This is a genomic window from Vagococcus sp. JNUCC 83 (genome assembly GCF_053667615.1).
The window spans coordinates 1,717,484-1,742,511 of sequence record NZ_CM132204.1 but is presented as its reverse complement, the minus strand read 5'-3'; the positions used below and the strand labels follow the sequence as shown (position 1 = coordinate 1,742,511).

Sequence of the window (25,028 nt, the reverse complement as noted above, 5' to 3'; positions counted from 1 at the left end):
TTCAAGTGAAACACAATATCACTAAGAGAAACGGAAAGAGGTTGATAACATGAAAGTCGCTGAAGCAATTGTTCAAATTATGGTCAAAGAAGGTATTACAGATGCATTTGGAATTCCTGGAGCGGGGATTAATCCTGTATACAAATATTTAGAAAATGCTCCAATCGAACATTTTTGTATGCGTCATGAAGAAGCGTGTATGCATGCAGCAGATGGATATTACAGAGCGTCACATAAAATGGCAGCAGCCCTTTGTACATCAGGACCTGGCGCAACAAATTTTGTCACAGGTTTATATACTGCAAATATTGATTCGATTCCAGTTTTAGCGATTACAGGCCAAGCAAATAGTTGGCAAATGGAACAAGATGCTTTCCAATGTGTTGACATGGTTAGTATTGCAGAAACTGTGTGTAAAAAAGTCTTTTGTGTTTTAGATGGCAGCGAAATAGTTGATGTCATGAAAGAAGCTTTTTATCTCATGCGTTCTGGGAAACCAGGACCAGTTTTAATAGATTTACCATTAGATATTCAACAACAAGAAATTGAGTTTGATATAGCGGATTATGAACCTCAAAGAATTGAAGAAGTGACACCTGATTTGCCAAAAATTAAAGAAGCAATGGATTTAATCGAAGAATCAAGTGCCCCAGTTATTATCATGGGTGGTGGAGTTATCTTATCCCATGCTGAAAAAGAATTGATTGAGTTTGCCGAATTATTAGATATACCGGTTATTACAACTTATATGGCTAAAGGTGGTATTCCTGTTGATCACCCATTAAACGCAGGTCATGCAGGTATCCAAGTTGGGCAACCAATTGGTAATAAATACTTTTTAGAGTCCGACCTTGTTATTGGTATTGGAAATCGATTTACAGATAGACATACAGGAAGTTTAGACGTCTATCGTGAAGGTAGAAAATTTATTCATATGGATATTGAAAAAGGGCAAATTGGAAAAGTGTTTGAACCTGATTTGGGCATTGTATCTGACGCTAAAAAAGGAATTATTGCTTTAACAGAAGAAGCTAAAAAACGCAATAGTCAACCAGTTAACACTAAAAGAGCAGCAGAACTTCCAACATTACGTAAAGAACTAGCAAGAAAAACAGATTATGATAGCACACCAATGATGCCACACCGAGTATTTTATGAAATGAACAAAGCATTTGATGATAACACTATGTTTACAGCTGGATGTGGGATAACTCAAATTTGGAGTGGACAATTACAAGAGATTAATAAACCTCGTCGTTACTTGCCTTCAGGTGGAGCAGGAACACTAGGATATGAAATTCCAGCTGCATTTGGGGCAAAAGTTGCGGATCCATCTGTTCATTCAGTTACTGTATTAGGAGATTTTGGGTTTACCTTTATGGTAGAAGAAATTGCTGTTGCAGCCGCTTTGAATAAACCTATTATCGTGGTTATTGTCAATAATGCTTATTTAGGATTAATTCGTCAAAATCAAATTGGGGCGTACGACTTTGAGTATGGTGTAGACATGCCTTATAACCAAGATGGCACCATGGATTACATCAAAGTGGCTGAAGGGTTTGGTTGCCAATCTGAACGAGCCTTTACACCAGTCGAATTAGAAGCAGCATTAAAACGAGCAAAAGACTCTGGAAAAACATATGTGATTGATGCTATCTGTGTGCAAGAACAACTTTGTGATATGGGTCCATCATTAGATAAAATTAAAAGCTTTGCATAAAAAATAATTATTACTAGGAGGAAGAAAGATGCAAGAGAGTATTCACAATTATTTTGATTTAGGTTTAATTCAATGGATGAGTTACCCACCACAACGCTATGGTTTGTTAGATACGGTAACTAAAGTATCAAGAGATCCGTTTTTCAACGCAATTGAAATGACACAAATTCATGATGACAAAGAAAGAGAGGCAGCAAGAGATTTGTTAGCTCAAAGTCACATGAAGGTTTGTTATGGGGCACAACCTAGGTTACTTGGCCCAGGGTTAAATCCAAATGATTTAGATGAAGACAAACGATTACTAGCTGAAAAAACATTGATTGAAGCAGTAGATGAAGCGGAGTATCTTGGGGCAAAAGGCATTGCATTTTTAGCTGGAGAATGGGAAGAAGCAACAAAAGATAAAGCGTATCAACAATTGTTAAAAACGACGAGAAATGTTTGTTCATATGCTGCAAAAAAAGATATGATGGTAGAGTTAGAAGTATTTGATTATGATATGGATAAATGTGCGTTGATTGGACCTGCACCATTAGCGGCCCAATTTGCTGGAGATGTAAGACTAACACATGCTAACTTTGGGTTAATTATGGATTTATCACATTTTCCAACAACATACGAAACAAGTAAATTTGCTATTCAATGTACAAAACCTTATATTACACATTTACACATTGGAAATGCTGTTGTAAAAGAAGGATGCGATGCTTATGGAGATTTACATCCTAGATTTGGGTACCCAAATAGTGCTAACGACACAACAGAACTATTAGACTTTTTCCAAGTATTAAAACAAGAAAACCTTTTAGATCGTAATAATCCAATGGTCTTATCATTTGAAGTACTACCTCGTCCAGATGAAGATGCTGACATTATAGTAGCTAACACAAAGCGTGTCATTGAACGAGCTTGGGCACAATTATAAAATTAAAAGGATAGGTGAATAAAGATGACTAAAATAGTCGTACTAGACGGTTATACAGAAAATCCTGGTGATTTGACATGGGATAGTTTAGCACAATTAGGAGAGTTAACTGTTTATGATAGAACAGATGAAAAAGATATTGTCGAACGTATTGGGGACGCTGAGATAGTATTGGTTAATAAAGTTCCTATACGTAAAGAAATACTAGAAAAAATACCTAATTTAAAATATATTGGTGTACTAGCTACAGGGTTCAATGTAATTGACACTGATGCAGCAAAAGAGAAAGGCATTGTCGTAACGAATATTCCAACATATGGAACAGATACGGTTGCTCAGTATACTGTAGCTATGTTATTAGAGTTGTGTCATCATATTGGTGCTCACTCTGATTCTGTAAAACGTGGTGATTGGACAAATAGCATCGATTGGTGTTACTGGAACTTCCCACAAGTAGAATTAGCTAACAAAACTATTGGAATTATTGGTTTTGGGCGTATTGGTCAAAAAGTTGGTCAAATTTGCCAAGCTTTAGGCATGAAAGTCATAGCCAATGATCGAGGTAGTAAAGTAGATATTGTTGCGGGTGCACGTATGGTACCTTTAGATGAGTTATATGCTGAAGCAGATGTTATTTCACTACATTGCCCATTATTCCCTGACACAGAAAACTTGATTAATAAAGAAACAATTTCTAAAATGAAAGACGGAGTTTTCTTAGTCAACACGTCTCGTGGGCCATTGATTAACGAAAGTGATTTAAGGGATGCTCTAAATTCAGGGAAAGTTGGTGGAGCTGCGGTAGATGTCGTTTCTACAGAGCCAATTAAAAAAGATAACCCTCTTTTAGAGACTGATAATATATTAATTACACCACATATTGCATGGGCATCTAAAGAAGCTCGTGGGAGATTGATGGATATTGCTGTAGAAAATGTTAAGCAATTTAAAAAAGGAACACCAGAAAACGTAGTTAATCCTTAAAATTGAAATGAGGGAATTCAATGAAAATACTAATAGCCATGGATTCGTTCAAAGGTAGTGTGAGTTCGTTAGAAGCTGGAAAAGCTGTCAGCAAAGGAATAAAAAAATCAGGACTATCTTCTCATATAGAGATAGTTCCTGTGGCTGATGGTGGAGAAGGGACAGTTGAGGCTTTTTTGTATCAGACGGATGGAAAAACAATGGTCAAAAAGGTAACAGGCCCTTTAGGCAGTGATGTCTATGCTAAACACGGCATATATAAAAATACAGCCTATATCGAAGTGGCAGAAACATCTGGTATTACACTGGTCAAAAAAGAGGAATTGGATCCTTTTCGTGCAACTACATTTGGACTAGGTGAGTTGATAGAAAGTTTAATTAATAGTGGTTATAGACGGTTTATAGTAGGTTTAGGCGGTAGTGCAACGAATGATGCTGGATTAGGCATGTTACGAGCGTTAGGGTATCGTTTTTTTACTAAAGATGGTTTCCTAATAGACGAAAACATTTGTGAATTAGGCAACTTGTCGAAAATTGATGATTCTAAAGTATCAAATAAATTAAAAGAGTGTGAATTTATTATAGCAAGTGACGTTAAAAATCCATTAATCGGGAAAAATGGAGCAACCGCAATTTTCGGTCCACAAAAAGGATTAAAAAATCAAGATGTAGAAAAAATGGATCGATTCATTCATACGTTTGGGTTAAAAAGTAGCGATTATCTCAATAATGATTTTATTATGACTCCAGGAGCTGGGGCAGCAGGTGGCTTAGGGTTTGCTTTTATGGCTTATTTAAACGCGACATTATTTTCAGGATTCGATTTATTAGTTAAAGAAAAAAATATCATTAATAAAGTAAAAAAAGCAGATATTGTTATCACGGGAGAAGGAAGACTAGATGCCCAATCGGTTATGGGGAAAGTACCATCTGCATTAGCTGAATTAACTCAAGAAACAGGGAAGATATTGCTTGCTATATGTGGAAGCGTTTCTGATGATGTAGAAGAATGCAACAAATATGGAATCGATGCGTTCTTTCCTATTATTCGACAAATTGCAGATGAAAAAACAATATTAAGTAAGTCAAATACATTGATTAGTTTAGAACAAACAGCTGAACAATTAGGAAGATTTTATCAAGCAATAAAAAATAAGTAAGGAGAACGGTTTATGTCAAAGTCAAACATTGAAGAAAGATTGTTTAAAATAGACGAACTAGCAAGTTTTGATGCTTTTGAAGGAAAAAAAACTTTTTTTTATGAAACAGAAAAAACAGCAGGGGCATTATGGTGTTTAGAGCCGGGGCAGTCCGTTTTTAAACATTCTCATACGACATCAGATGATTTATGGATTTGTGTGCAAGGTCATGGAACCTTTTATCCAGGATATGGGGAAGCTGTAACTATTGAGCAAGGGGATATGATTATTTCAAGACCAGGGGAGCAACATGGCATGGAAAATACAGGAGATGACCGATTTATTTTTGTAGGAGTAGCCGGGCCGCATCCAATGGACTTGATTGTTCATGAAGATTAATAATTATAAGGGGTAAAATTATGGATAATCTACAACAACGAGTAGAAGAAAATGTATTGTGGTTGTCTAACATCGGTGGAACTAACTCAGGTGGAATTACTCGTCTTTTATATGATAATCAGTGGTGCAGAGCACAAAAAGAGCTAAAAGGACAATTTGAACAGATGGGACTTATAACTTCTTATGACGAGATAGGAAATTTATTTGGAAGGCTTGAGGGAAGTAAGTACCCAAATGAAACGATTATGTCTGGTTCACACATAGATACTGTTATCGAAGGTGGTAAACTAGATGGTCAGTTTGGTGTGGTTGCTGCGTACTTAGCAATAGATTACTTAAAAAATAAATATGGACAGCCTTTACGTAGCTTAGAAGTGGTATCGCTTGCAGAAGAAGAGGGAAGCCGATTTCCATATGCTTTTTGGGGAAGTAAAAATTTATGGGGGTTAGCTGATAGTAAGGATGTATTGGATGTAAAAGATGCTGATGGTATGTCTTTTTTTGAAGCTATGCAGCGAGCCGGATTTGGTTTCAAGAAATCTAAAGATCTACGGACAGATATTAAATCGTTTATTGAGCTACATATCGAGCAAGGAAATGTTTTAGAAACGTTAAAAAAACCATTAGGGGTTGTAACAAGCATTGTTGGGCAAAAACGTTATACGGTAACGTTAGAAGGTGAAGCAAATCATGCAGGTACAACACCCATGGGTTATAGAAAAGATGCTATGTATGGGTATAGTCAGATAGTCAGTCAAACAATAGACTATGCTAAAACACTTGGTGATCCGTTAGTTGTTACATTTGGTGAAGTTGAACTAGTATCTAACACAGTAAATGTCGTACCAGGGAAAGTCATGTTTACGATAGACTGCCGTCACACTGATGAACAATTGTTAGAATTATTTACAAACGATATGACCTCAATGATGAAAAAAATAGCACAGGAGAATAACTTAAACATTAATATATCGCTTTGGATGACAGAAAAACCAGTGCCTATGAATGAGACTTTAGTAAACATCATAAAATCAGCGTGTGATGAATCGGATTTAGATTATCAAGTTATGCATAGTGGGGCAGGACATGATTCACAGATATTTGCTTCTTTTGTACCAACTGCTATGATTTTTGTACCGAGTATCAAAGGAATTAGCCATAGTCCAGCCGAAGCAACAGACATATGTGATTTAACACAGGGAGTAAAAGCGCTAATAGCTACGTTATACGAGTTAGCCTATAAATAATAAAATTAAAGTATGTTATTTATATAAAAAAGTTGACATCGTTTTCAAATAAAGGTATGATTTATGTGTTGTTAGAAAACATGTGTTTGAGGATGAACAATGACTTATATAAAGAAAATTAACAACAATGTTGCCTTGTCTAAAGATGACAGTGGAATCGAATACATCATATTCGGTAAAGGAATAGGATTTGGCTACAAAAAAGGTGATAAAATCGATGAGTCTATTATTGAAAAGAAATTTATCTCTCAAGATATTGAAAAGGACTCAAGATTAATTGATGTATTTACAGATATCGATCCAAAAATTATCAATGTCACTAATCATATTATAGGATTAGCTGAGGAAAAGTTGTCTATTACGTTTTCTACTAATAATTTTATTGGTTTAGCAGATCATTTGAACTATGCGATGACACGAGCCAAAAATAATGACACGTATGATGATTTTTTAAGTTTGGAAATTGAGCAATTTTATTCAGAAGAATATGCTGTAGCTAAAGAAGCTGTTCAGTTAATTGAAGATGAATTAGGTATATTGTTACCATCATCAGAAGAAATATATTTAACTTATCACTTTTTTTATGCAAATAGTAGTTTAGAAAGAATGGATCAAGTCGCAGGTGTAACTCATTTGATTCAGCGAGTACTAACCATTGTGCGGTATCACTTTCAATCAGATATTGATCCAAAAACAATTAGTTACTCTCGTTTTATTACACATCTTCGGTATTTTATCTTAAGGCATATAACTGGAGAAAAAACGAAAGATATCCTACCTATAGAGATGTTTTCTATGGTGAAATCAAAATACCCAGAATCGTATGAATGTGTGGAAAAAATTAGTCGATTTTTATATGAAGAGAAACATTGGAAGCTAAGTTATGATGAGGAATTATATCTAACCATACACATTGAACGAATTAAAAATATAAATAATTAAAATGGACTGTTACTGATTCGATCAGGCATGACCAAGTAGAAGATTACAGGAAGAATGGATTCCTTGTATCTATCTATTTGGTCTTTTTATTTTGATTTTTACAAAGGTGGCCACCTTTTACATAAAAATATATTAGAAAAGGAGATAAACACATGGCAACAAATTATGAAGAATTGGCAAAAGGTGTAGTAGAAAATATTGGTGGAAAAGACAATGTGATTAATGCTTGGAATTGTGTGACGCGTCTTAGGTTTAATCTGAAAGATAAAAATCTCGTAAATATTGAGACAATTAAAAAAATTCCTGGCGTGATGGGCGCTCAATTTTCGGGAGACCAATTTCAAGTTGTTATTGGAAATAGAGTAGGCGAGGCTTTTGAGGAAGTTGAAAAAATAGTTGGTGGAGGTAGTGGTGGAGGAAAATCAACTGAAAAAGAAGGTGTTGTATCCTTAGTGATGGACACATTATCTGGGATTTTCACACCTATCATTCCGGCTTTAGCTGGAGTGGGGTTATTGAAAGGTTTTACTTCACTTGCGGTTGTTATGGGGTGGTTGTCTGACAAAACAGATACGTATGCGATTTTAAATGCTATTGGTGATAGTGTATTTTTCTTCCTACCATTTTTCCTAGCTGTTTCAACTGCTAGAAAATTAAAAACAAGTGAATATTTGGCGTTAGCTGTTGCTGGAACTATGATGTACCCAACAATATTGGATGCGGCAAGAGGTTTGACAGATAAAACAAGTTTTGACTTTTTTATGATAAAAATACCGGCAATTAATTATTCTTCTAGCGTTATTCCAATTATATTTGCGGTTATTTTACTAAAATATGTTCATAAGTTTTTTAGGAAGTATGTCCCTGAAACACTGACATTTATGTTTACGCCATTATTAACATTAATAGTAACTATTCCTATTACTTTGTGGATATTAGCACCATTAGGAACAAATATTGGTGAAGTCATTGCTAGCTTCTTTACGTGGCTTTATAGTGTAGCTGGACCATTAGCAGGGGCATTGCTCGCTGGATTGATGCCATTAATCATTATGACAGGTATGCATTATGCGTTTGTTCCTATTGCTATGCAAAATATTTCGACATTAGGGTATGACAGTATGGTCTCAACATCTATGCTTGTTAGTAATGCCGCTCAAGGTGGGGCAGCATTTGCAGTAGGTATTCGAACAAAAAACAAAGCATTAAAACAGCTTGCTTTTTCAGCTGGACTTTCAGCAATATTTGGTATTACCGAACCAGCAATGTATGGGATAAACATGAAGGTTAAAAAACCATTTTACATCGCTATGGGATCCAGTGCTATTTTAGGTGGTATTGCAACGTTCTTTTCAGTGAAATCTTTTGGGCTAGCTGGCATGTTGGGATTATTCGCCTTACCTCTATTTGTTAATCCTGATGCTTCAAGTAGTATCATTATTGCAGCTCTTTGTTATGTTGGCTCAATCGTTGTGCCGTTTATATTAACGTTAGTGATTGGATTTGATGATGTGGAAGAAGATGTTTCTTCACCACAAGAAGTAACTAAACCAGTCGATAATGGAGAAGACTACGTTGTGGTATCTCCAGCAGAGGGAGCTTTAGTTGAATTATCAAAAGTAAATGATCAAGTGTTTTCTACTGGTGTCATGGGAAAAGGAATAGCCATTGATCCAACTGTGGGTGAAGTGATATCTCCTGTGTCAGGAGAAGTAATGGTTTTGCCTGACTCTAAACATGCGATTGGTATTAAAGCAGACACTGGAGAAGAGATTTTGATTCATATTGGGATTGATACAGTATCATTAAATGGTAAGTATTTTGGGTCACATGTTAAAACAGGTGATAAAATTGAAGTAGGAGATAAACTTGTGACTTTTGATATAGACAAAATTAAAGAAAGTGGATTTGAAACTGTGACAATGGTTATAGTGACGAATACCAATGATTATGCTGATGTGATTGACACTAAAACGGATGGAAACATCAAGTTTGGTGATGAATTATTATTAATTTTAAAAAATAACTAGATAGGAGAGGTTAACATGAGTAAATTTCCAAAGAATTTTTTATGGGGTGGCGCAACAGCTGCTAATCAATTAGAAGGGGCATATGACAGAGATGGTAAAGGGTTAACTGTCGCAGATACAATGCCAGGTGGAAAAGAACGATTTAATATTTTAACAAGTGACGATTTTAATTGGGAGTTAGATGATAAATATATTTATCCAAACCATCGAGGGATTGATCATTATGACCGCTTTAAAGAAGATATTGCTTTATTTGCTGAAATGGGATTCAAATGTTACCGTTTTTCAATTGCCTGGGCACGTATCTTCCCTCAAGGAGATGAACTTGAGCCAAATGAAGCAGGATTAAAATTTTATGACCAAGTAATTGACGAATGTGTGAAACATGGTATTGAACCAGTTATTACGATTTCGCATTATGAAATGCCACTGAATTTAGCTAAAAAATATGGTGGATGGAAGAACCGCCAGTTGATTAATTTCTATGAACGTTATGCTGAAACGGTGTTATCAAGATATCATCATAAAGTAAAATATTGGATGACATTTAATGAAATCAATTCAGCAAGTCATGTTCCAGCTCTAAGTCAAGGTTTAGTAAAATCAAATGGAGCAAATGATTACAAAAATATCGCACAGGCTTGGCACAATCAATTTGTTGCCAGTGCTAAAGCTGTTCAATATGCTCACTCACTAAGTCCTGATTTAGAAATAGGATGTATGATTATTTATGGTACAACTTATAGTATGGACTCTAATCCAGCTAATGTCATGGCAACAATTATTGAAAACCAAGAATTTAATTATTTTTGTCCAGATGTTCAAGTAAGAGGGAAATATCCAGCTTATACTGAAAGATTCTTAAAAAATAAAGGGGTAAAATGGTCTGATTTGGATATTACGGAGGCTGATTTAGCTTTACTTGCCACAAATACAGTGGACTATATTGGATTTAGTTACTATATGTCAGCAGTTGTCGATGTGACACAAGAAACAGTGGAAACAGTTGGTGGAAACTTAATGGGTGGCGTGAGAAATCCATTCTTAAAACAAAGTGACTGGGGATGGCAAATTGACCCTGAAGGTTTACGTATTGCATGTAATGAGTTATATAATCGCTACAATGTGCCATTATTTATTGTGGAAAATGGGCTAGGTGCATATGATGAAGTAGATGAAAATGGTTATGTAGAAGATGATTATCGTATTTCTTATTTAAGAGATCATATTGAAGCTATCGCTCGTTCAATTGAAGATGGTGTTGATGTGATGGGCTACACTCCTTGGGGATGTATAGATTTAGTATCCGCTTCAACAGGTGAAATGAGTAAACGTTATGGATTTATCTATGTTGATTTAGATGACGAAGGCAATGGAACCTTAAATCGTTCTAAGAAAAAATCATTTGATTGGTATAAACAAGTCATTGCGACAAATGGGGAAGATTTGGGTTAATAAAATAATAAATGTAACGACCTTTAATGGTTAGAGTTCTATCTAACCTTAAGAGGTCGTTTTAATATGTTATTTTCTATTATTTCGACTAAGAATAAGGTATATTAAATCTAATAAATACAGGCTGAAGAAATTGATAGAAAAGAGGAAAAGAATGGTTTTTAGTATCGGAGAATTTTCTAAAGAGGTCAATATACTAATTGATACGTTACGCTATTATGAAAAAGAACACTTGATTGTATCTAAAAGGAATAGACAAAATCAGCGAATTTATACTGAATCAGATATTATTTGGATTGATTTTATTAAAAAATTGAAGCAAACTGGAATGTCTATAAAAGATATAAAGGTTTATGCTAGTTTGAGGAATCAAGGAGATACAACAATCGAAGAGAGGATGGCTTTATTATATAAACAACAAGAAGTTCTTGAAGATAAAAAAAGAGAAACAGAAGAGCACATTAATTTTTTGAATCACAAAATTAATGTATACAAAAAAATGATGTCTGATAAACAAACAGAAGCATAAATATTTTTTATAAGTATTTGACATGGAGTTAACTCAAGGTTGTATTCTTAGTAAGACATAAACCTAAGGAGGCTATTTTATGAAAAAATATATTGTCATTACTGGTGCAAGTTCAGGAATAGGATATGCTACATCCAAAGCTTTTGCAAGTAGAGGAAAAAACTTGATATTAGTCGCTCGACGAATTAAAAAATTAGAGGACATTAAACGGGAAATAGAAACAACTTTTCCATCTGTAGAAGTGGTAGTTAAAAGCTGTGATTTATCTGTTGTCTCTAATGCTCACTCGCTTTATAACGATTTAAAGTCTTATCAGTTAGAGACGTGGATTAATAATGCTGGGTTTGGAGATTATAGTAGTGTGGCGGAACAAAATTTACAAAAAATAGAAGATATGCTGAATTTGAATATTACAGCTTTAACCATTTTATCAACACTATTTGTTCATGACTACAAAGATGTTGAAGGCACTCAAATTATCAATTTATCTTCGCGTGGAGGGTATGTGATTGTCCCAAATGCTGTCACTTATTGTGCCACAAAATATTATGTGAGTGCATTTACTGAAGGTTTGGCTCATGAATTAAAAGAAACTGGAGCAAAAATGCAAGCAAAAGTATTAGCACCAGCTGCAACGAAAACAGAATTTGGCAATCAGGCCAATGATATAGACAATTATGATTATGATGAAAGTTTCGGAAACTATCATACAAGTGACCAAATGGCAGGTTTTTTATTAGATTTATATGATAGTAATAAAGTAGTTGGTATAGTTAATTTTGAAACGTTTGAGTTTGATTTAGAAAATCCAATATTTACTTATGCAGGAAACTCATCACATAATCAAAAAAAGTAGTACTAAAACAATGTTGAGATTAATATTTTTTAATGACATAGAAAAATCTAGAGTAATCTATGTTTACATATAAATTGCTTATTCGTTTTTTATAATAAGTTGGTATGAAAATGGGAGTATAGATATGAGGACTATCTTAGTGGGTGATTTACACTTAACTGTACAAATTATTTTGCTTATGGTCGAAAAAAACTGAAAGAATTCAATTGTAAACAATTAATTTTATTAGGGGATTATATGGATGCATATAATCAAACAGAAAATATAAAACTGTATATGGATGAATTAAATTACTTATTAGATTTCAAGAAAAGACTAGAAAATAATGGTATTGAGGTAATCATGTTGTTAGGAAATCATGATTCGGATTATTTGATTTTTAGTCCTAAAATTTACTCTTTGAAAAATCCTAAATATTTCATGACAATAAGAGAGGAATTAATGAAGCTAAACTTACGGGCTACACTGAGGACTCTAAACTAGAGGCATGGCATTTAAAAAAAATTTCTGACGAAAATGTAGTGTGGATTAGTAATCATATTGGTATTTTATGTGAAGGACAGTATATTTTTAGAAGTCTATTATGGGTAGATTTTGAAGAATTAACTAACTTTCCTAATTTTGATTATCCCAAACAAGTTGTAGGGCATACACCTCAATGGTAGATAAAATATCTTCCCCATTGGATAACATATTTGTTACCCTTGATTTCTGCTTTGATTTGTTCAGATGTGCGTGAAATCCGTTATTTTTATGTTTTTTGAACAAAGGTTTTAATATTTGATAAAAGTAGATTTCCTTCTAAAATTGTAGAAAATAATAGTCCTTTTACCACCCATTGTTTTTTGGCTTTCTTCATTACTTTTCTTTCAATCTGTTTAGATGATTGAACAGTTGAAAAATCTCTATTCTTCATAATTTCCTCCTTTTAGTTATTAACAAGTAATATATTCCTTATTTTAACATCTTTAAAAGGTTTTTTGAAACCTAAAAAAATAAGTGGAAAGAATATATGATTAGAGGTAAGAATGAATAAGGTGAGGAGAACTTAATGCTAAATGATGAGGTATCAAAGCGAATAAGAGAATTACGCGTAAAAAAAGAAATAACTCAGGAAATTTTATCGAATAAGGCAGGAATAGATTTATCTTATTTAGGAAAAATTGAGAGAGGTCAAAGAAATAATATTTCATTAGAACTTTTAGATAGAATTATTAGTGGTTTAGGAGTAAGTTATGATGAATTTTTTAGTTTTGAAAGTTCGGATGATGATCTTAAAAGAATACAATATGACATATCGATTGCTAATAATAAAGAGCAAGTATTAACTTTGATTAATGGAATTTTAGAATTAGATAAAAATGAAAGATAAAGAATTACTTTAAGAGTTTTAGATATAAATCTATAGTAGAATATATTATTTAAATTTAATAATGTTATGATAGGAATAAATAAATAGTGATGAAGAGGGTTTATTATGTCAATTAAATCTATAGAAATAACAAATTTTAAATCGATTGAATATTTAAAATTGGATATTTCTGAAATTAATTCTTTTGTAGGGAAGAATGGAGTTGGAAAAACTACAATTATGAATGCAATATCATATTTTTATGATAATTTAATAGATATAAAAGAAAGTAATACTTATTTTGATACATTAAATAAGTATAAAAATAAAATAATAATAACTATAGAATATGATTTTAGTAGAATAAAAAAATATTCTACTGATTCTTATGACAAAAAGTTATTTAGTATGCTTAACACTGATGTATCAACAGAACAGTCGTTTTTTGTTACATTAGAACAAAAAAAAAGGGAACATATAGAATGGAATATTGATTATGAGTTAAGATATATTATATTTAACTCTCATCCAGTTTATTTTTGTGATACTAGAAATATAAGGTTAACTGATTGGGGAGAATTATGGAGTGTTGTTGGGGATTTAGTAAATGCGAAAGACGCTAATGAAATTAGTAACGAATTATTAGAAACTTTAAAAACTAATGAATTTCAAAAGTTTGATAAGTATTCAAAGTTATTTAGAGATTTTTTAGTAGGTAATGACTTATCCATACATAAACACAGTAAAAAGGAAAAAATAATATCGCTTTTACAATTACAATTGGGCGGAAGAAAATTTATAAGTAATGATGAGCAGCTAGAGTTTTATTCTGATGGTACTAATTCTCAAAATTACATACTCTTCTTAGCTTATATAGCTTATGAGATTTCAAATAAAAGATTAAAAGATGTGACAGTTATATTAGATGAACCAGAATTAGGATTACATCCTAAGATGATTGACGAACTAATGGAAAAATTAGTGGAATATTCTAAAAATGTAAATTTTATCATTTTTTCTCACTCTGCTAGATTAATATCATATGTACTAAGAAACGGAGGAGATTTATACAATCTAAAATTAAAAGACTCTTATACAGAAATACGAAAAATTAATAAGATTTCAGAAAATAATCATAAATTGATTATATCTGATCGTGAGGCGAGCCTGTTTTTTGCAGATTTTTTATTATTTGTCGAAGGTGTATCGGAGGTAGAATTATTTAGTAATAAGATGCTAGTTTCGTTATTTCCAATCTTAAAAAAAGTAGAAATAGTGAATACGAATTCTAATGATCATATACTTAAAATGTTAGGACCGAACAGGAGTAATGCGGCAATACCATATTTAATATTAATCGACTTAGATAAATTAATTAAATTTCAATTTATTGATGACAAAGAGAATAAGTGTAAATTTAAAATAATTGATTTATGGTATTCGCCTTTAGTTAATAAAGAGATAGAGAATAAGTTGAAATATAATTATGGTAAGTTAGAGTCTCAAAAATATTTAAATATGAAAAAGAAAATAGTTGACTCATCCAAAAGAGAATATACAGTTAATGGATATTTTCAATCAGTAGAAAATTTTTCAGCAGCATATAAGAGGATAAATAATTTCAATAATTATAATAACGTGTTTGCTGTTAGAACAACTATTGAGGGAACGATTATCAATAATAAGACTAATAAATATATAAATAGATGGAGAAGAAATAAGCATATAAATGAAACTAGTTATAAGAATTTGGCTGAAATGATAAAGTTAGATAAGACAGTTTCAGAAAGAATGAATAAAGAAAAAAAATACTTAAAAATATTATCCTTAAAGATAGAGTAAGTTTCAATCGTCTGCGTTTCTCTGGTAAAACAGAAATGCTTAATAATTATTCTGATATAGAAATACCAGATAAGTATTCTAAGCTAATGAAAAATCAAATAAAGAAAAATAGCTATTGGATTAGCAATTTTTTGGAATATTATGATAAAACTATATTAGGGCAACAGCAATATAGAGGAGATAAGAATAATAAAAAGAAGAAAGAACGTTTTAAGAAAGATTTCCCAGAATTATATGCTATAATTAATCTTGTCGAACAAATAATGGATGATGAGTAGTATGTTTTTATCTATCTGCTTCAGTAGATAATAAAAACCCGTCATACTTCTGATATTAAGATTGACACTCTTGATATCCATGAAAAAGGGATTGGGATATAGAATAATAATGAGAATTTTGCCTACAAGTATGCCTCTATGCACACTTGTTGTCGCGCCGCGAGGCTTTAAGAGAGTACTCATCATACCATTTTGGAGAATTATATGAAAAAACACAATAATTTATATGATCAATTAACTACTTTTTATTCAATGTCAGTAGAAGAATTGGTTTTAAAAATACTTGCTAACTATGAAAACACAGTATCAAAATATAGTAAAAATAAAAAAAATGGTGGTCTTAGAGAAATTTATATGGTTGATAAAAACTCATTACTATGGAGTGTTCAAAAATATATAATAAACAATTATTTTTCTTTGAAGATTTTACCAGATTGTGCATATGGATTTAAAAAAGGTAAATCATATTTTGATTTTTTGAATCATCATGTATCTAGAGATGCTACTCGATTGTTTTTAAAATTAGATATTGAGGAGTTTTTTGATTCAATAGATGTAGACTTCTTAATAAAAGAAATAGTTGAAGATTATGAGAAGGACCCAACAAAAAGAAAAGAGTTAGAAAGATTATTTTTGCTACTTTTTAGTTGTGAAAAAAAATTACCACAAGGATTTCAATCATCACCATTTTTATCAAATTACTATTTTTTTAGAGCAGATTTAAGAATACAAAATTATTGCTCTAAATTGGGTTATAAATATAGTCGATATGCAGATGACATAATACTTTCTTCAGAGAAGTCAACCGATCTAATATCTAGCAAAACAATTTCAATGATCGGTCATATTTTATATGATTTTAATTTAAAATTGAATAAAGAAAAAACTAAAAGTTCAAAAAATGAATTAAGTTTAAATGGTTTTGTAGTTTCATCTGAAGTACGTTTAAGTCAAAAAAAATTAAAAGAGCTTAGAAGAGTTTTATTTATAATTGAAAAAAATAAAAAAAACACATCAGAATTTATAATAGAAAGTATTAATTTAGATAAAAACGTAACGAAAGATAATAAAAAAAGAGTTTTTACTAAAGAATATTTATTAGAGTATCTAAGTGGGAATAGGTCTTTCTTAATCTCTTCGTTAAAAAAGAAATCAAATACATCTGCTAGTTGGGAAACTCAAGGAAGTAAATTAATAACAAGAATAGAAAAAGCCATAGTACAAATATATTAGTTTTTTATTATGATGTACTTATTAAAAAATATAAAGTTGAACTATAATTAATATTAAAATATTAGACTTGCAAAACAGCAAGTCTTTTTTTGTATCTCTATTTTCAGTATGTCAATTAATCCATGTTCCATTTTGCTCTTTCGATTCGGACTATGCAATTTAGCATAATAATTTATTTTCTACAAGGAGCAGGACAAGCCATTTGAATTCTTCATCCTTTCCTAAAATAAATAATTATGCTTTTTAAGTTGCGCCGAAAGCGAAAGAGCAAAATGAACCATTCATTTTAAATTGATACTAACAGTTTGAAAATTAAATCAAAAGAGCAAAATCGTCAGGATTGCATCCTAACAACCTGCGCCTCAGCTCTAAACAAAATGGATGTTTAAAAAATTGAGAGGATGAAGAAAGATGGCAAAAAGAATTACAGAAGAGATGATGATTAAGGCAGATGGACAAAGAATAGGTGGAGATAGTGATTATTGGGTGTATTTAACCAATTTAAAGTCATATAACGAAGGAATACTGTTAGGAACTTACTTACATTTCCCGTTTGATAGAGATGACTTAAATCAAGCATTTAATCAGATTTATGTAGGGAGTGAGTTTGTAGATGAATTTGGTAGTCCATATGAAGAATATTTTATATCAGATTATGATGCTCCTTTTTTAGTAGGAGAGTATGAATATGTTCCATCGCTAATTAAACAGTATGAAGAAATTGAAAGATATTTAGATTATCCGAGAGAATTAGTAAAAGCTATATCAGAGAATTTAGACCAAGAATTTATTATTCATAATTTATATGAAGGATCAACAATGGAAGAGAAATTAGGTTACGCTTTATATGATGAAGGAATAATGGTAATACCTGAAAATTTAATTAATTATATTGATTATGAAGCAATTGGTAGAGATTATAATTATAGTATGTGTGGAGAATTTGTAGATCACGATTATTATATTGAATTTATCTAAAACAAAAAGTAATTCTACCCTGTCAAAGTGGTGGAATTACTTTTATTTTTAGATAAAAAAATCCCCACCAGAATTATTAATTTTGGCAGGGATTTGGCAGGAAACCATGTTTATTTAAGTAGTTTTATCCACTTTATAATCTCAATAAACGCTTTAAAATAGGCTTTCCCACTTCGATTTGTATTAGCTCTTTATTCCCACTCAATGATAGTAGTTACTTTATATATATTAAAGTATTGATTTCATTGAATCTAAATAGCATATAACTATATTAAATCGATATAGTTTGTTATGGGTTGTTGCCAAATTGTGACCACTCTAGTCATTCCTTAAGGTATCTAGTTCACGTTTAAAAGCTTCCTTCCTCTCTAAGTCTGAATCTAATGTTGTGCTTACTATCTTAGATATAGTATTATCAATGTCATTTTTAAATTTTCCACGAATATATTCAATTTGTTCACTTGTAGAAATATTTAAAGAGCCTTTTAAATGTGTTTTAAGAAAATTAGATAATTGTAATTCGTTTTGTTGGACAGACTTAAGTTTTATTTCAAAATTTGTTAGCTCATCTATTTTTTCTAATAGGTATACTTTCCAAAAATTTCCTTCTAAAGAATTCTTTTCTTCAAATTCTTTAATTTTATTAAACATTTCAATCTTTCTTTGAGTTTCAGTATCTTCGATTGGAATAATAAGTTCTTCTACAGTGACATTTAATTCGGTTGCTAATTGAGTTAGTATATTGTCAGTAGGAAATGAACGTCCAGTTTCATAATTTTGAATACTTTGTTTCGAAATGTCTAATTCATTAGCTAATTGTTTTTGAGTTAGCTTATTTTTTTTTCTTAAATTTCTTAAGTTATCTGGAAAAGCATCATATAATCTCATACAAATCTCCTTAGGGTAAAATAATTTTAGTTTGTTATTGACTATTCTAACTAATTTTAGTATATTTGAATTGTTCTTACAAGGGTAAAATTATTTTACCCTTGTAAGATATAAATAAACTAGAAGGGAGACATGGAATATGAAGCAAGTAACAATTACCAAAGATGAATTAATGGAAATAGGATACGGACCTTCTCAATCAGCAGATTTAATTCGTAGAGCAAAAGCATTAATGGTTCAAAAAGGTTTTGCTTATTATAATTCTAAAGGTTTAGGACGTGTACCAGTAACAGCAGTTGAAGAATTATTAGGAATTGATTTAGCCATTAATGATAAAGTGATTCAAAATGCCTAAAATTTCTAATATTTATATGGATAAGCAAAGAGGAACTTGGTATTTTGTTGCAAGTTTAGGATTTGATGAAATTACAGGGGAGAGGATACAGAAGAAAAAAAGAGGATTTAAGACACAAAAAGATGCAAAACAAGCATATGATGATTTTATGAAAAATCATTCAGAAAGTGCTATTTCTAGAAACAGTACTATGGACTATGAAACTTTTTTATTTACCTATTTTATTCCTGATTACAAACAATCTGTAAAGCAAAGAACGTTTGAAAATAGGCTATCGTCATTAAAATTACATTTACAATATTTTTACAGAATGAAATTAACTAAAATTACTCCAGCACATATAAAGAAATGGCAAAATACACTTACTGAAAAGTACAGTAATGCATATATTAGAAATATTTGTGGCTTATTACAAAAAAGTTTTGATTTAGCTGTACGTTTAGGATTTATCTCAAAGAATCCAGTAAAGATTGCAGGTAATGTTAAGAAGGAACGAAAGAAAGTAGATTTTTGGACTAAAGAAGAATTTGAAAAAGTCATTTCCACATTCGATAGGTCTAATTATTATGAACACTATTCATTTATATTGATATGGTTACTATTTATGACAGGTATTAGGCTAGGAGAAATGCAAGCATTAGAGTGGAATGATATTAATTTTGAAACATCAGAATTAAATATAAATAAGTCCATGTATTATAAAAATGCAAAAGAATTTTATTTAACAGATACAAAGACATCAGCGAGTAATAGAGTAATTATTTTGGATGATATTACAAAAAGTAATTTAGGCAGTTGGAAAGAAGTACAAGAAGCTCATGGAGTATCTAAGTACATAATTTCTTATAATGGATTACCAACAAACAAGAGTACCAGTAAGCATATAATTACAAGACACTCAAAGCTTGCTAATGTTCATCCGATTAAAACTCACTCATTGAGACACAGCCATGCATCGTTACTAATATCATTAGGAGAAAATGCTTTGATTATAAAAGATAGGCTAGGACATGAGGACGTTACAACAACTTTAGGAACATATGGGCATTTATATTCAAATGCTAATAAAGAGGTTGCTAGCAAGCTTAATGGAATAATTACAGTAAAGGAAACAGAAGGATTAATGAAGAATAAATTTAATGGAAATCAGTATTTAAAGGGGAATAATAGATGATTAGTTCAGAATGGTTATTAAAGGATTTAGAACAAGCTGAATGTAGAATTAAAAGCTTTATAGGATACGATGCTAGTTACTATGAGAATGGCAGTCCTATTTTTAGATATAGAACTGACTACACTGTATTAGTTAATGATGCAGATATTCAAGAAGAAATTATTGTCACGGTTTATAAAGATGTAAGTAGACAATGCAAGACTTATAAATGTTTTGAAGAAATAGGTGGAGTAATAATGAATTTATACGTCTACAACTATATTGAAGATGGACTATTGAAAACAAGAGGCCATGCATCTGCTGTGAAAATAAAAAAAGAGACTGCCTAGTTGCACCTAGGAAAACCAGTCTCAAGCAAATATGTATGTGTCTATACTACCATTTTATAAAGATACAATCCATATAAATCGGAGGAATAGAAAATGACAAGCAAATATGTAAAAGGTTATGAGAAAGCATTAAGTGAGTTAGTAGTTTTAAAAGCTAGTTTTTCAAGTGTTAATGATGGTGTCGAATTAGCAAAAAGCATTATAGCACCTTTATATTATCAGTTTGAGGAACAAATACGCTTTACTAATGGTCTATATCAAGAACATGAAGTAATACCTTACTATGAAATACAATCAGCTTTATTAAAGAGTTATAGAAAATTCAAGGGCTACTCTGATGCAGATTGGGAGCAATGGATTATTAAAAGATTTGAGAAGTTGAAAGAACATAAATATCCATATTTAAGGGAGTTGTGGTTAGAAGATGATATAAGAGCTGTTGAGAGGCATATTATGAGGGTATATGCTTAGTATAGAATTATAAACATAGCAAAACGAAGTGGTGCATTTACACGTGGTCGTGCATGCTAAGCTGTCTGCTGTTCAGCAGTAGCAATTTTAGATTGATCTTTTCAATGCTGAACGCTCTAAAAATTATGCATGCTTAGAGGTTCCATGTGTCAATGCTTGCGATTAATAAACAGAAAGAAATACTAATGAGGTGGAAGACATGGAAATCAATGATTTTTTAGATATTAAGTTATTGGGAAATAAGTTTGTTGCAGTAAAGGAATATGAACCAGTCGCAGATAGAGAAACAGGGGCTATTGTGGCTTATAGAGTGAACATATCTTTACAAGATGATAAATCACCGTTTTATATGGAAATGATTAGCGTTAAGATTAAAACAACTACACCGACTATTTCAGTTGATGAAATGAAAACTAACAAAACACGTGATATTGAGCTTGAAGGGTTGAATATGGGACAGTTCAATGGTCGTCTATGGTTTACAGTTGACAATGTACGTCCAGTTCTCAACAAAGAGCTTAAAATTTAGTTATTGGTGCTATACATTTGGGTTGATAGCCGTAAGCTTAGAACATAAAAGGCGGATGCCTTTTTGAGCGTCCTCGCGTGAGCATTGAGGACGCGTTTCTATTTAGACGGTAAATGAGCAGATGCGAATGTGAGTCGGCTAATCGGAGCTAGGCACGGATGTGCCAGGGCGAAGATGTTAGGCTATAATTAAATAACAAAAAAGTGACTAAAGGTAGAGGATGATGTAGGTTGACGGAAGAGACGAAAAAACTGGCTCTCTCTAACAGCCAGTTAGAGTATCATAAAACGGACTTTCAAAATAGAAGCATACCAATGCAACTACTTGATTATATAACAGATTACGGCTATTTAGGCTGTTACATTGATAGATTAACCATAGTAGGAAATATGACAGATAAACTTAAAGATATATTGTTGTATGACTATAATTGCAAACTTAAGTATCATCATTCGGATTATTTTACAGGACAGCTATTTGAAGATGCTGATGAAAATTTTTACATAGAGTACAATTTAGAAAAAGCTCAAAAATTAAAAATTTCAAATTTTCGCTTAGAATTTAACCCTAGAATATCTAGAAAAGACCAAATGGATTTTATTTTTAAATTGATTGTTCCAAATATTAATAATATAGGTATTTCTAGAATCGATATTGCTTTTGATTATGAAAGAGAATTATATGATTATGTAATAGATAAGGCAATGAGCAGACGTGTTTTTTACGGTAAAGATGATAAGCTTGAAACAGTTTATTGGGGTTCGCCAAAAAGTGAGTTTCAAATAAGAATGTATGATAAATATAAAGAGCGTAAAAAGAAAGGGACAGATGTTGAAATACTTCAATATGGTAGCTATGATTGCTATTGGAGGTTGGAGTTTCAATTAAATGGCTCAAAATTTATAGAGAAACAAATTAAGAATAACTTTCATATTTTACAAGAAACAAAAATTACCAAAAGAAATTATTTAGTTCATGATTTATCAGTACAAGAGCAAATCATGCTATACACAAAGGATAAGGCACCGAATCTATATTCTCAATTAGGTAAGATGTCAAAAGCTAAATATAATAAATTAGCCCGAGATATTAGTGATGTAGATTTAAGTGATGGATTTAGAATAGCAATATTAGATATTGAATATTGTTATGATGTACCGCAAAAAATTAGTTTAGTAGATTTTTGTAATCATATCTTATTTTCTTAATATCTTAGTTTGTTGTAAAAATTATATTGTGACGTAAATATTTAAAAAGTATAATATAATTAATAAATCTTTTAGGGGGGCTGGGAATGGAGGAAATAGATTACATTAATTGGTGGGAATCAACTAAAGAACCAGAATTGGAAGAAATGAAAAAGATATTTATAAGAGATTTCACTAATGTAAAATTTTTACCATCAATTTATTATCCAATTTTATATAAATTTTTTAAAAATCCTCAATTAAAACATTACGATAAAGAAACATTTAATTTTTCACTAAAAAAGATAGAAGAAATTGAAAATAAATTAGGTGACGAGCTAATGTTATCAACATTATTATCTAATTTTCATTTGTTAATAAGTAGCTATAATAGCTTAATTGATTTAGAAGAACGTATCATGTTAATGAATAGATTTAATTCTAGTGAAGAATTAAAAACTAAAATTTTTAGTATCAATATATATAATGACATGCTTAATACTGTATTTTGCGATAACTTAAAGTTATTTATCGAATTTCAAAGTATAATAGAAAATAATGATAAACTCTTTCAAAAACATTTAACTGCACAAATTGAATGTTTATCAAAGCCTACAAGAGGTTATCAAAAAATTACAGATTTAGCTGATTCTAATATACGTAATGCAATGTCACATGGTGGAGTTAAAATTAGTGGTTCGACAGTTAAATTTTCATATACAATTGGGGGGGAATACTTTATACAAGAATCTAGTACTTATGAATTGAGAGATTCAATGCTTCAATTGTTTGACGGAGTAAGTGGTATTATATTATCTTGGATATCATATCTATGTAAAAAGAACATAACATATGATGAAGTTTATGAAAATAGTTTAGTTCATGAAGAAACTTCATTGTTTTTTGAAAAATTATCTATGTCCACATTACTTATAAGTTGTGATAAAGTATTTACACAAGACATAAGTAATGATAGAGGAATCAAACAACAAGTGAATGTTGAACTTTTAGGTGTTGATTTAGATATAGATTCTCGAATAATGTTCGGTTTATGTACAGCAGAAAGAATATTCCAATTGAGAAATTTATCTTTAGAGGATTCCATAATGATATCTTATCATTCACCAAAAACATTAAATTCTTTTTTTATTGTTGATTGTATTACGGTTAATAATTTGATAAGTGGAAGAATAACGTATGAGGAAGCATATAAAACTATTTTAAGTCAAAACCAAGTAATGATGTGGTCGGTAAATGAGGAAGAAAGAAATTTATATGAAGATGCTTTTAGATACTATCAAGATATAGAAAATGAAGATTTTTATGTGACGGAGATTGAAGATATAAGTATAGAAGGGAAAAAAAGATTTAAAGCAGTAGGATATTTAAAAAGAGCGAAAAGAAAAAAACATGTTGAAAAAGCAACTAAATCTATAATAGAAAAAATTAAGAAATATGAGAATTATGGTTTTTCATCGCATAAAGTTAAGCATGGAAAAATGGATGCTGATATAATTTATTTGGTTTTATATAAAAAAGAAGTTCGTAGAGGTGAAGATAGGAGCTTGTTTCCAAATAATGAAAATTTTATAGTTCAAATTCAATATGATGTTGATAATGAATTTCCTATACACAATAACTTTATGTACAAACAATTTAAGAACCGTCGTGAAAAAAACATTGACTATAATTGGAATCCAAACTTTTAAGAGTATTATTGTTACCAAATTGTTACCACAAAATAAAAATATAAGAAAAAAGCCTTGATTTTTCAAGGCTTTTAATAATTATATCTTATTCCCACTCAACAGTTGCTGGTGGTTTACTCGTAATGTCATACACGATACGGTTAACGTGGGCTACTTCGTTTACGATACGAACTGAGATTTTTTGTAATAAGTCCCAATCAATACGAGCGAAGTCAGCAGTCATTCCATCAATAGATGTAATGGCACGGATACCAACTGTGTAGTCATAAGTACGACCGTCTCCCATAACACCAACTGAACGGATGCCTCTTTTCAATTATTTAGTTAGTAGAATTGTTGCACGTTTGAGGTTAATTATCAAGGGTGAATAGTTGTAGGTGATAAATATATATGAGGTAATTAAAAAAGTAATCATAAATATTTTTGTTACTTTCCAACTAGATAAACTCATTGACACCTTTTCGTTTAGATGATATAT

At 31.2% G+C, this 25,028-nt stretch carries 26 protein-coding genes and 1 pseudogene; 24 read left to right on the top strand and 3 right to left on the bottom strand.

What is annotated here, in order from left to right; translation table 11 throughout:
- Positions 1–49 precede the first annotated feature (49 nt).
- The 12 genes from JNUCC83_RS08460 to JNUCC83_RS08405 all read left to right on the top strand — a co-directional run bounded on the left by JNUCC83_RS08460 (position 50) and on the right by JNUCC83_RS08405 (position 12,709).
- Entirely contained in the window at positions 50–1,720 is a 1,671-nt protein-coding gene (locus tag JNUCC83_RS08460) for a thiamine pyrophosphate-dependent enzyme (RefSeq protein ID WP_454459606.1), read from the top strand.
- Positions 1,721–1,748: 28 nt separating this feature from the next.
- Entirely contained in the window at positions 1,749–2,645 is an 897-nt protein-coding gene (locus tag JNUCC83_RS08455; protein WP_454459605.1) for a sugar phosphate isomerase/epimerase family protein, read from the top strand.
- A gap of 24 nt (positions 2,646–2,669) precedes the next feature.
- Positions 2,670–3,629, top strand: coding sequence for a D-2-hydroxyacid dehydrogenase (locus tag JNUCC83_RS08450; RefSeq protein ID WP_454459604.1), 960 nt, complete (start codon positions 2,670–2,672; stop codon positions 3,627–3,629).
- A 20-nt stretch (positions 3,630–3,649) separates the two neighbouring features.
- Positions 3,650–4,789 (top strand): glycerate kinase family protein, encoded by a 1,140-nt coding sequence (locus JNUCC83_RS08445; protein WP_454459603.1) that lies wholly within the window; start codon positions 3,650–3,652, stop codon positions 4,787–4,789.
- 12 nt (positions 4,790–4,801) lie between these two features.
- Positions 4,802–5,167, top strand: coding sequence for a cupin domain-containing protein (locus JNUCC83_RS08440; RefSeq protein WP_454459602.1), 366 nt, complete (start codon positions 4,802–4,804; stop codon positions 5,165–5,167).
- 20 nt (positions 5,168–5,187) lie between these two features.
- Positions 5,188–6,414 (top strand): allantoate deiminase, encoded by a 1,227-nt coding sequence (gene allC / locus JNUCC83_RS08435; RefSeq protein ID WP_454459601.1) that lies wholly within the window; start codon positions 5,188–5,190, stop codon positions 6,412–6,414.
- A 99-nt stretch (positions 6,415–6,513) separates the two neighbouring features.
- The gene (locus JNUCC83_RS08430) at positions 6,514–7,356 is read left to right on the top strand and encodes a PRD domain-containing protein (protein WP_454459600.1); all 843 of its coding nucleotides are present in this window, start codon (positions 6,514–6,516) and stop codon (positions 7,354–7,356) included.
- A gap of 152 nt (positions 7,357–7,508) precedes the next feature.
- On the top strand, positions 7,509–9,386 hold the full coding sequence (locus tag JNUCC83_RS08425; RefSeq protein ID WP_454459599.1) for a beta-glucoside-specific PTS transporter subunit IIABC: 1,878 nt from the start codon (positions 7,509–7,511) through the stop codon (positions 9,384–9,386).
- A gap of 15 nt (positions 9,387–9,401) precedes the next feature.
- Positions 9,402–10,841: a glycoside hydrolase family 1 protein gene (locus JNUCC83_RS08420; protein WP_454459598.1), complete on the top strand. Its 1,440-nt coding sequence runs from the start codon at positions 9,402–9,404 to the stop codon at positions 10,839–10,841.
- 154 nt (positions 10,842–10,995) lie between these two features.
- Complete coding sequence (locus JNUCC83_RS08415) at positions 10,996–11,370, top strand: MerR family transcriptional regulator (protein ID WP_454459597.1); 375 nt, start codon at positions 10,996–10,998, stop codon at positions 11,368–11,370.
- A 79-nt stretch (positions 11,371–11,449) separates the two neighbouring features.
- Positions 11,450–12,226, top strand: coding sequence for an SDR family NAD(P)-dependent oxidoreductase (locus JNUCC83_RS08410; protein WP_454459596.1), 777 nt, complete (start codon positions 11,450–11,452; stop codon positions 12,224–12,226).
- Positions 12,227–12,463: 237 nt separating this feature from the next.
- Positions 12,464–12,709 (top strand): hypothetical protein, encoded by a 246-nt coding sequence (locus JNUCC83_RS08405; RefSeq protein WP_454459595.1) that lies wholly within the window; start codon positions 12,464–12,466, stop codon positions 12,707–12,709.
- A gap of 268 nt (positions 12,710–12,977) precedes the next feature.
- On the opposite strand, the gene JNUCC83_RS08400 is transcribed toward JNUCC83_RS08405, so the two are convergent.
- Positions 12,978–13,142, bottom strand: a complete 165-nt coding sequence (locus JNUCC83_RS08400) for a hypothetical protein (RefSeq protein WP_454459594.1) — start codon at positions 13,140–13,142, stop codon at positions 12,978–12,980.
- Positions 13,143–13,277: 135 nt separating this feature from the next.
- On the opposite strand from JNUCC83_RS08400, the gene JNUCC83_RS08395 reads away from it, so the two are divergent.
- The 5 genes from JNUCC83_RS08395 (at position 13,278) to JNUCC83_RS08375 (ending at position 17,908) form a co-directional block, all read left to right on the top strand.
- A complete protein-coding gene (locus JNUCC83_RS08395) occupies positions 13,278–13,598 on the top strand; it encodes a helix-turn-helix domain-containing protein (RefSeq protein ID WP_454459593.1) in 321 nt (106 codons plus the stop codon).
- 105 nt (positions 13,599–13,703) lie between these two features.
- The gene (locus JNUCC83_RS08390; RefSeq protein WP_454459592.1) at positions 13,704–15,419 is read left to right on the top strand and encodes a retron Eco8 family effector endonuclease; all 1,716 of its coding nucleotides are present in this window, start codon (positions 13,704–13,706) and stop codon (positions 15,417–15,419) included.
- A gap of 35 nt (positions 15,420–15,454) precedes the next feature.
- Positions 15,455–15,697, top strand: a complete 243-nt coding sequence (locus JNUCC83_RS08385; RefSeq protein WP_454459591.1) for a hypothetical protein — start codon at positions 15,455–15,457, stop codon at positions 15,695–15,697.
- A 204-nt stretch (positions 15,698–15,901) separates the two neighbouring features.
- Positions 15,902–16,930: a reverse transcriptase family protein gene (locus JNUCC83_RS08380; RefSeq protein ID WP_454459590.1), complete on the top strand. Its 1,029-nt coding sequence runs from the start codon at positions 15,902–15,904 to the stop codon at positions 16,928–16,930.
- Between the two features lie 411 nt (positions 16,931–17,341).
- Positions 17,342–17,908, top strand: a complete 567-nt coding sequence (locus JNUCC83_RS08375) for an antirestriction protein ArdA (protein ID WP_454459589.1) — start codon at positions 17,342–17,344, stop codon at positions 17,906–17,908.
- Between the two features lie 318 nt (positions 17,909–18,226).
- Here the strand turns inward: JNUCC83_RS08375 and JNUCC83_RS08370 are convergent, their stop codons facing one another.
- Positions 18,227–18,796 carry a helix-turn-helix domain-containing protein gene (locus tag JNUCC83_RS08370; RefSeq protein ID WP_454459588.1) on the bottom strand — a complete coding sequence of 190 codons (570 nt, stop codon included), beginning with the start codon at positions 18,794–18,796 and terminating at the stop codon, positions 18,227–18,229.
- Positions 18,797–18,935: 139 nt separating this feature from the next.
- Here JNUCC83_RS08370 and JNUCC83_RS08365 point away from each other — a divergent pair, with 139 nt between their 5' ends.
- The 7 genes from JNUCC83_RS08365 (at position 18,936) to JNUCC83_RS08335 (ending at position 24,550) form a co-directional block, all read left to right on the top strand.
- Positions 18,936–19,151 (top strand): DUF3173 domain-containing protein, encoded by a 216-nt coding sequence (locus tag JNUCC83_RS08365; RefSeq protein ID WP_454459587.1) that lies wholly within the window; start codon positions 18,936–18,938, stop codon positions 19,149–19,151.
- Positions 19,144–20,325 carry a site-specific integrase gene (locus JNUCC83_RS08360; protein ID WP_454459586.1) on the top strand — a complete coding sequence of 394 codons (1,182 nt, stop codon included), beginning with the start codon at positions 19,144–19,146 and terminating at the stop codon, positions 20,323–20,325. Before JNUCC83_RS08365 ends, JNUCC83_RS08360 begins: the two co-directional genes overlap by 8 nt.
- Entirely contained in the window at positions 20,322–20,654 is a 333-nt protein-coding gene (locus JNUCC83_RS08355; protein ID WP_454459585.1) for a hypothetical protein, read from the top strand. Before JNUCC83_RS08360 ends, JNUCC83_RS08355 begins: the two co-directional genes overlap by 4 nt.
- A 93-nt stretch (positions 20,655–20,747) precedes the next feature.
- Positions 20,748–21,125: a hypothetical protein gene (locus JNUCC83_RS08350; protein ID WP_454459584.1), complete on the top strand. Its 378-nt coding sequence runs from the start codon at positions 20,748–20,750 to the stop codon at positions 21,123–21,125.
- A gap of 199 nt (positions 21,126–21,324) precedes the next feature.
- The gene (locus JNUCC83_RS08345) at positions 21,325–21,654 is read left to right on the top strand and encodes a hypothetical protein (protein WP_454459583.1); all 330 of its coding nucleotides are present in this window, start codon (positions 21,325–21,327) and stop codon (positions 21,652–21,654) included.
- A 230-nt stretch (positions 21,655–21,884) separates the two neighbouring features.
- Positions 21,885–22,862, top strand: a complete 978-nt coding sequence (locus JNUCC83_RS08340; RefSeq protein WP_454459582.1) for a Replication initiation protein — start codon at positions 21,885–21,887, stop codon at positions 22,860–22,862.
- Positions 22,863–22,948: 86 nt separating this feature from the next.
- Positions 22,949–24,550 carry a hypothetical protein gene (locus JNUCC83_RS08335; protein WP_454459581.1) on the top strand — a complete coding sequence of 534 codons (1,602 nt, stop codon included), beginning with the start codon at positions 22,949–22,951 and terminating at the stop codon, positions 24,548–24,550.
- Between the two features lie 85 nt (positions 24,551–24,635).
- On the opposite strand, the pseudogene JNUCC83_RS08330 reads toward JNUCC83_RS08335, so the two are convergent.
- Positions 24,636–24,857: pseudogene (locus JNUCC83_RS08330) on the bottom strand (GMP synthase (glutamine-hydrolyzing)); the annotation flags it as partial.
- Positions 24,858–25,028: the final 171 nt, after the last annotated feature.

Excerpts from the sequence above, each read along its gene's own strand:
- JNUCC83_RS08450 (WP_454459604.1), top strand. The coding sequence starts at position 2,670 with ATGACTAAAATAGTCGTACTAGACGGTTATACAGAAAATCCTGGTGAT.
- JNUCC83_RS08335 (WP_454459581.1), top strand. The coding sequence starts at position 22,949 with ATGGAGGAAATAGATTACATTAATTGGTGGGAATCAACTAAAGAACCA.
- JNUCC83_RS08345 (WP_454459583.1), top strand. The coding sequence starts at position 21,325 with ATGGAAATCAATGATTTTTTAGATATTAAGTTATTGGGAAATAAGTTT.
- JNUCC83_RS08385 (WP_454459591.1), top strand. The coding sequence starts at position 15,455 with ATGCTTAATAATTATTCTGATATAGAAATACCAGATAAGTATTCTAAG.
- JNUCC83_RS08355 (WP_454459585.1), top strand. The coding sequence starts at position 20,322 with ATGATTAGTTCAGAATGGTTATTAAAGGATTTAGAACAAGCTGAATGT.
- JNUCC83_RS08455 (WP_454459605.1), top strand. The coding sequence starts at position 1,749 with ATGCAAGAGAGTATTCACAATTATTTTGATTTAGGTTTAATTCAATGG.
- JNUCC83_RS08380 (WP_454459590.1), top strand. The coding sequence starts at position 15,902 with ATGAAAAAACACAATAATTTATATGATCAATTAACTACTTTTTATTCA.
- JNUCC83_RS08445 (WP_454459603.1), top strand. The coding sequence starts at position 3,650 with ATGAAAATACTAATAGCCATGGATTCGTTCAAAGGTAGTGTGAGTTCG.
- JNUCC83_RS08460 (WP_454459606.1), top strand. The coding sequence starts at position 50 with ATGAAAGTCGCTGAAGCAATTGTTCAAATTATGGTCAAAGAAGGTATT.
- JNUCC83_RS08375 (WP_454459589.1), top strand. The coding sequence starts at position 17,342 with ATGGCAAAAAGAATTACAGAAGAGATGATGATTAAGGCAGATGGACAA.
- JNUCC83_RS08395 (WP_454459593.1), top strand. The coding sequence starts at position 13,278 with ATGCTAAATGATGAGGTATCAAAGCGAATAAGAGAATTACGCGTAAAA.
- JNUCC83_RS08405 (WP_454459595.1), top strand. The coding sequence starts at position 12,464 with ATGGATGCATATAATCAAACAGAAAATATAAAACTGTATATGGATGAA.
- allC (WP_454459601.1), top strand. The coding sequence starts at position 5,188 with ATGGATAATCTACAACAACGAGTAGAAGAAAATGTATTGTGGTTGTCT.
- JNUCC83_RS08425 (WP_454459599.1), top strand. The coding sequence starts at position 7,509 with ATGGCAACAAATTATGAAGAATTGGCAAAAGGTGTAGTAGAAAATATT.
- JNUCC83_RS08440 (WP_454459602.1), top strand. The coding sequence starts at position 4,802 with ATGTCAAAGTCAAACATTGAAGAAAGATTGTTTAAAATAGACGAACTA.
- JNUCC83_RS08410 (WP_454459596.1), top strand. The coding sequence starts at position 11,450 with ATGAAAAAATATATTGTCATTACTGGTGCAAGTTCAGGAATAGGATAT.
- JNUCC83_RS08360 (WP_454459586.1), top strand. The coding sequence starts at position 19,144 with ATGCCTAAAATTTCTAATATTTATATGGATAAGCAAAGAGGAACTTGG.
- JNUCC83_RS08365 (WP_454459587.1), top strand. The coding sequence starts at position 18,936 with ATGAAGCAAGTAACAATTACCAAAGATGAATTAATGGAAATAGGATAC.
- JNUCC83_RS08420 (WP_454459598.1), top strand. The coding sequence starts at position 9,402 with ATGAGTAAATTTCCAAAGAATTTTTTATGGGGTGGCGCAACAGCTGCT.
- JNUCC83_RS08370 (WP_454459588.1), bottom strand. The coding sequence starts at position 18,796 with ATGAGATTATATGATGCTTTTCCAGATAACTTAAGAAATTTAAGAAAA.
- JNUCC83_RS08430 (WP_454459600.1), top strand. The coding sequence starts at position 6,514 with ATGACTTATATAAAGAAAATTAACAACAATGTTGCCTTGTCTAAAGAT.
- JNUCC83_RS08390 (WP_454459592.1), top strand. The coding sequence starts at position 13,704 with ATGTCAATTAAATCTATAGAAATAACAAATTTTAAATCGATTGAATAT.
- JNUCC83_RS08400 (WP_454459594.1), bottom strand. The coding sequence starts at position 13,142 with ATGAAGAATAGAGATTTTTCAACTGTTCAATCATCTAAACAGATTGAA.
- JNUCC83_RS08350 (WP_454459584.1), top strand. The coding sequence starts at position 20,748 with ATGACAAGCAAATATGTAAAAGGTTATGAGAAAGCATTAAGTGAGTTA.
- JNUCC83_RS08415 (WP_454459597.1), top strand. The coding sequence starts at position 10,996 with ATGGTTTTTAGTATCGGAGAATTTTCTAAAGAGGTCAATATACTAATT.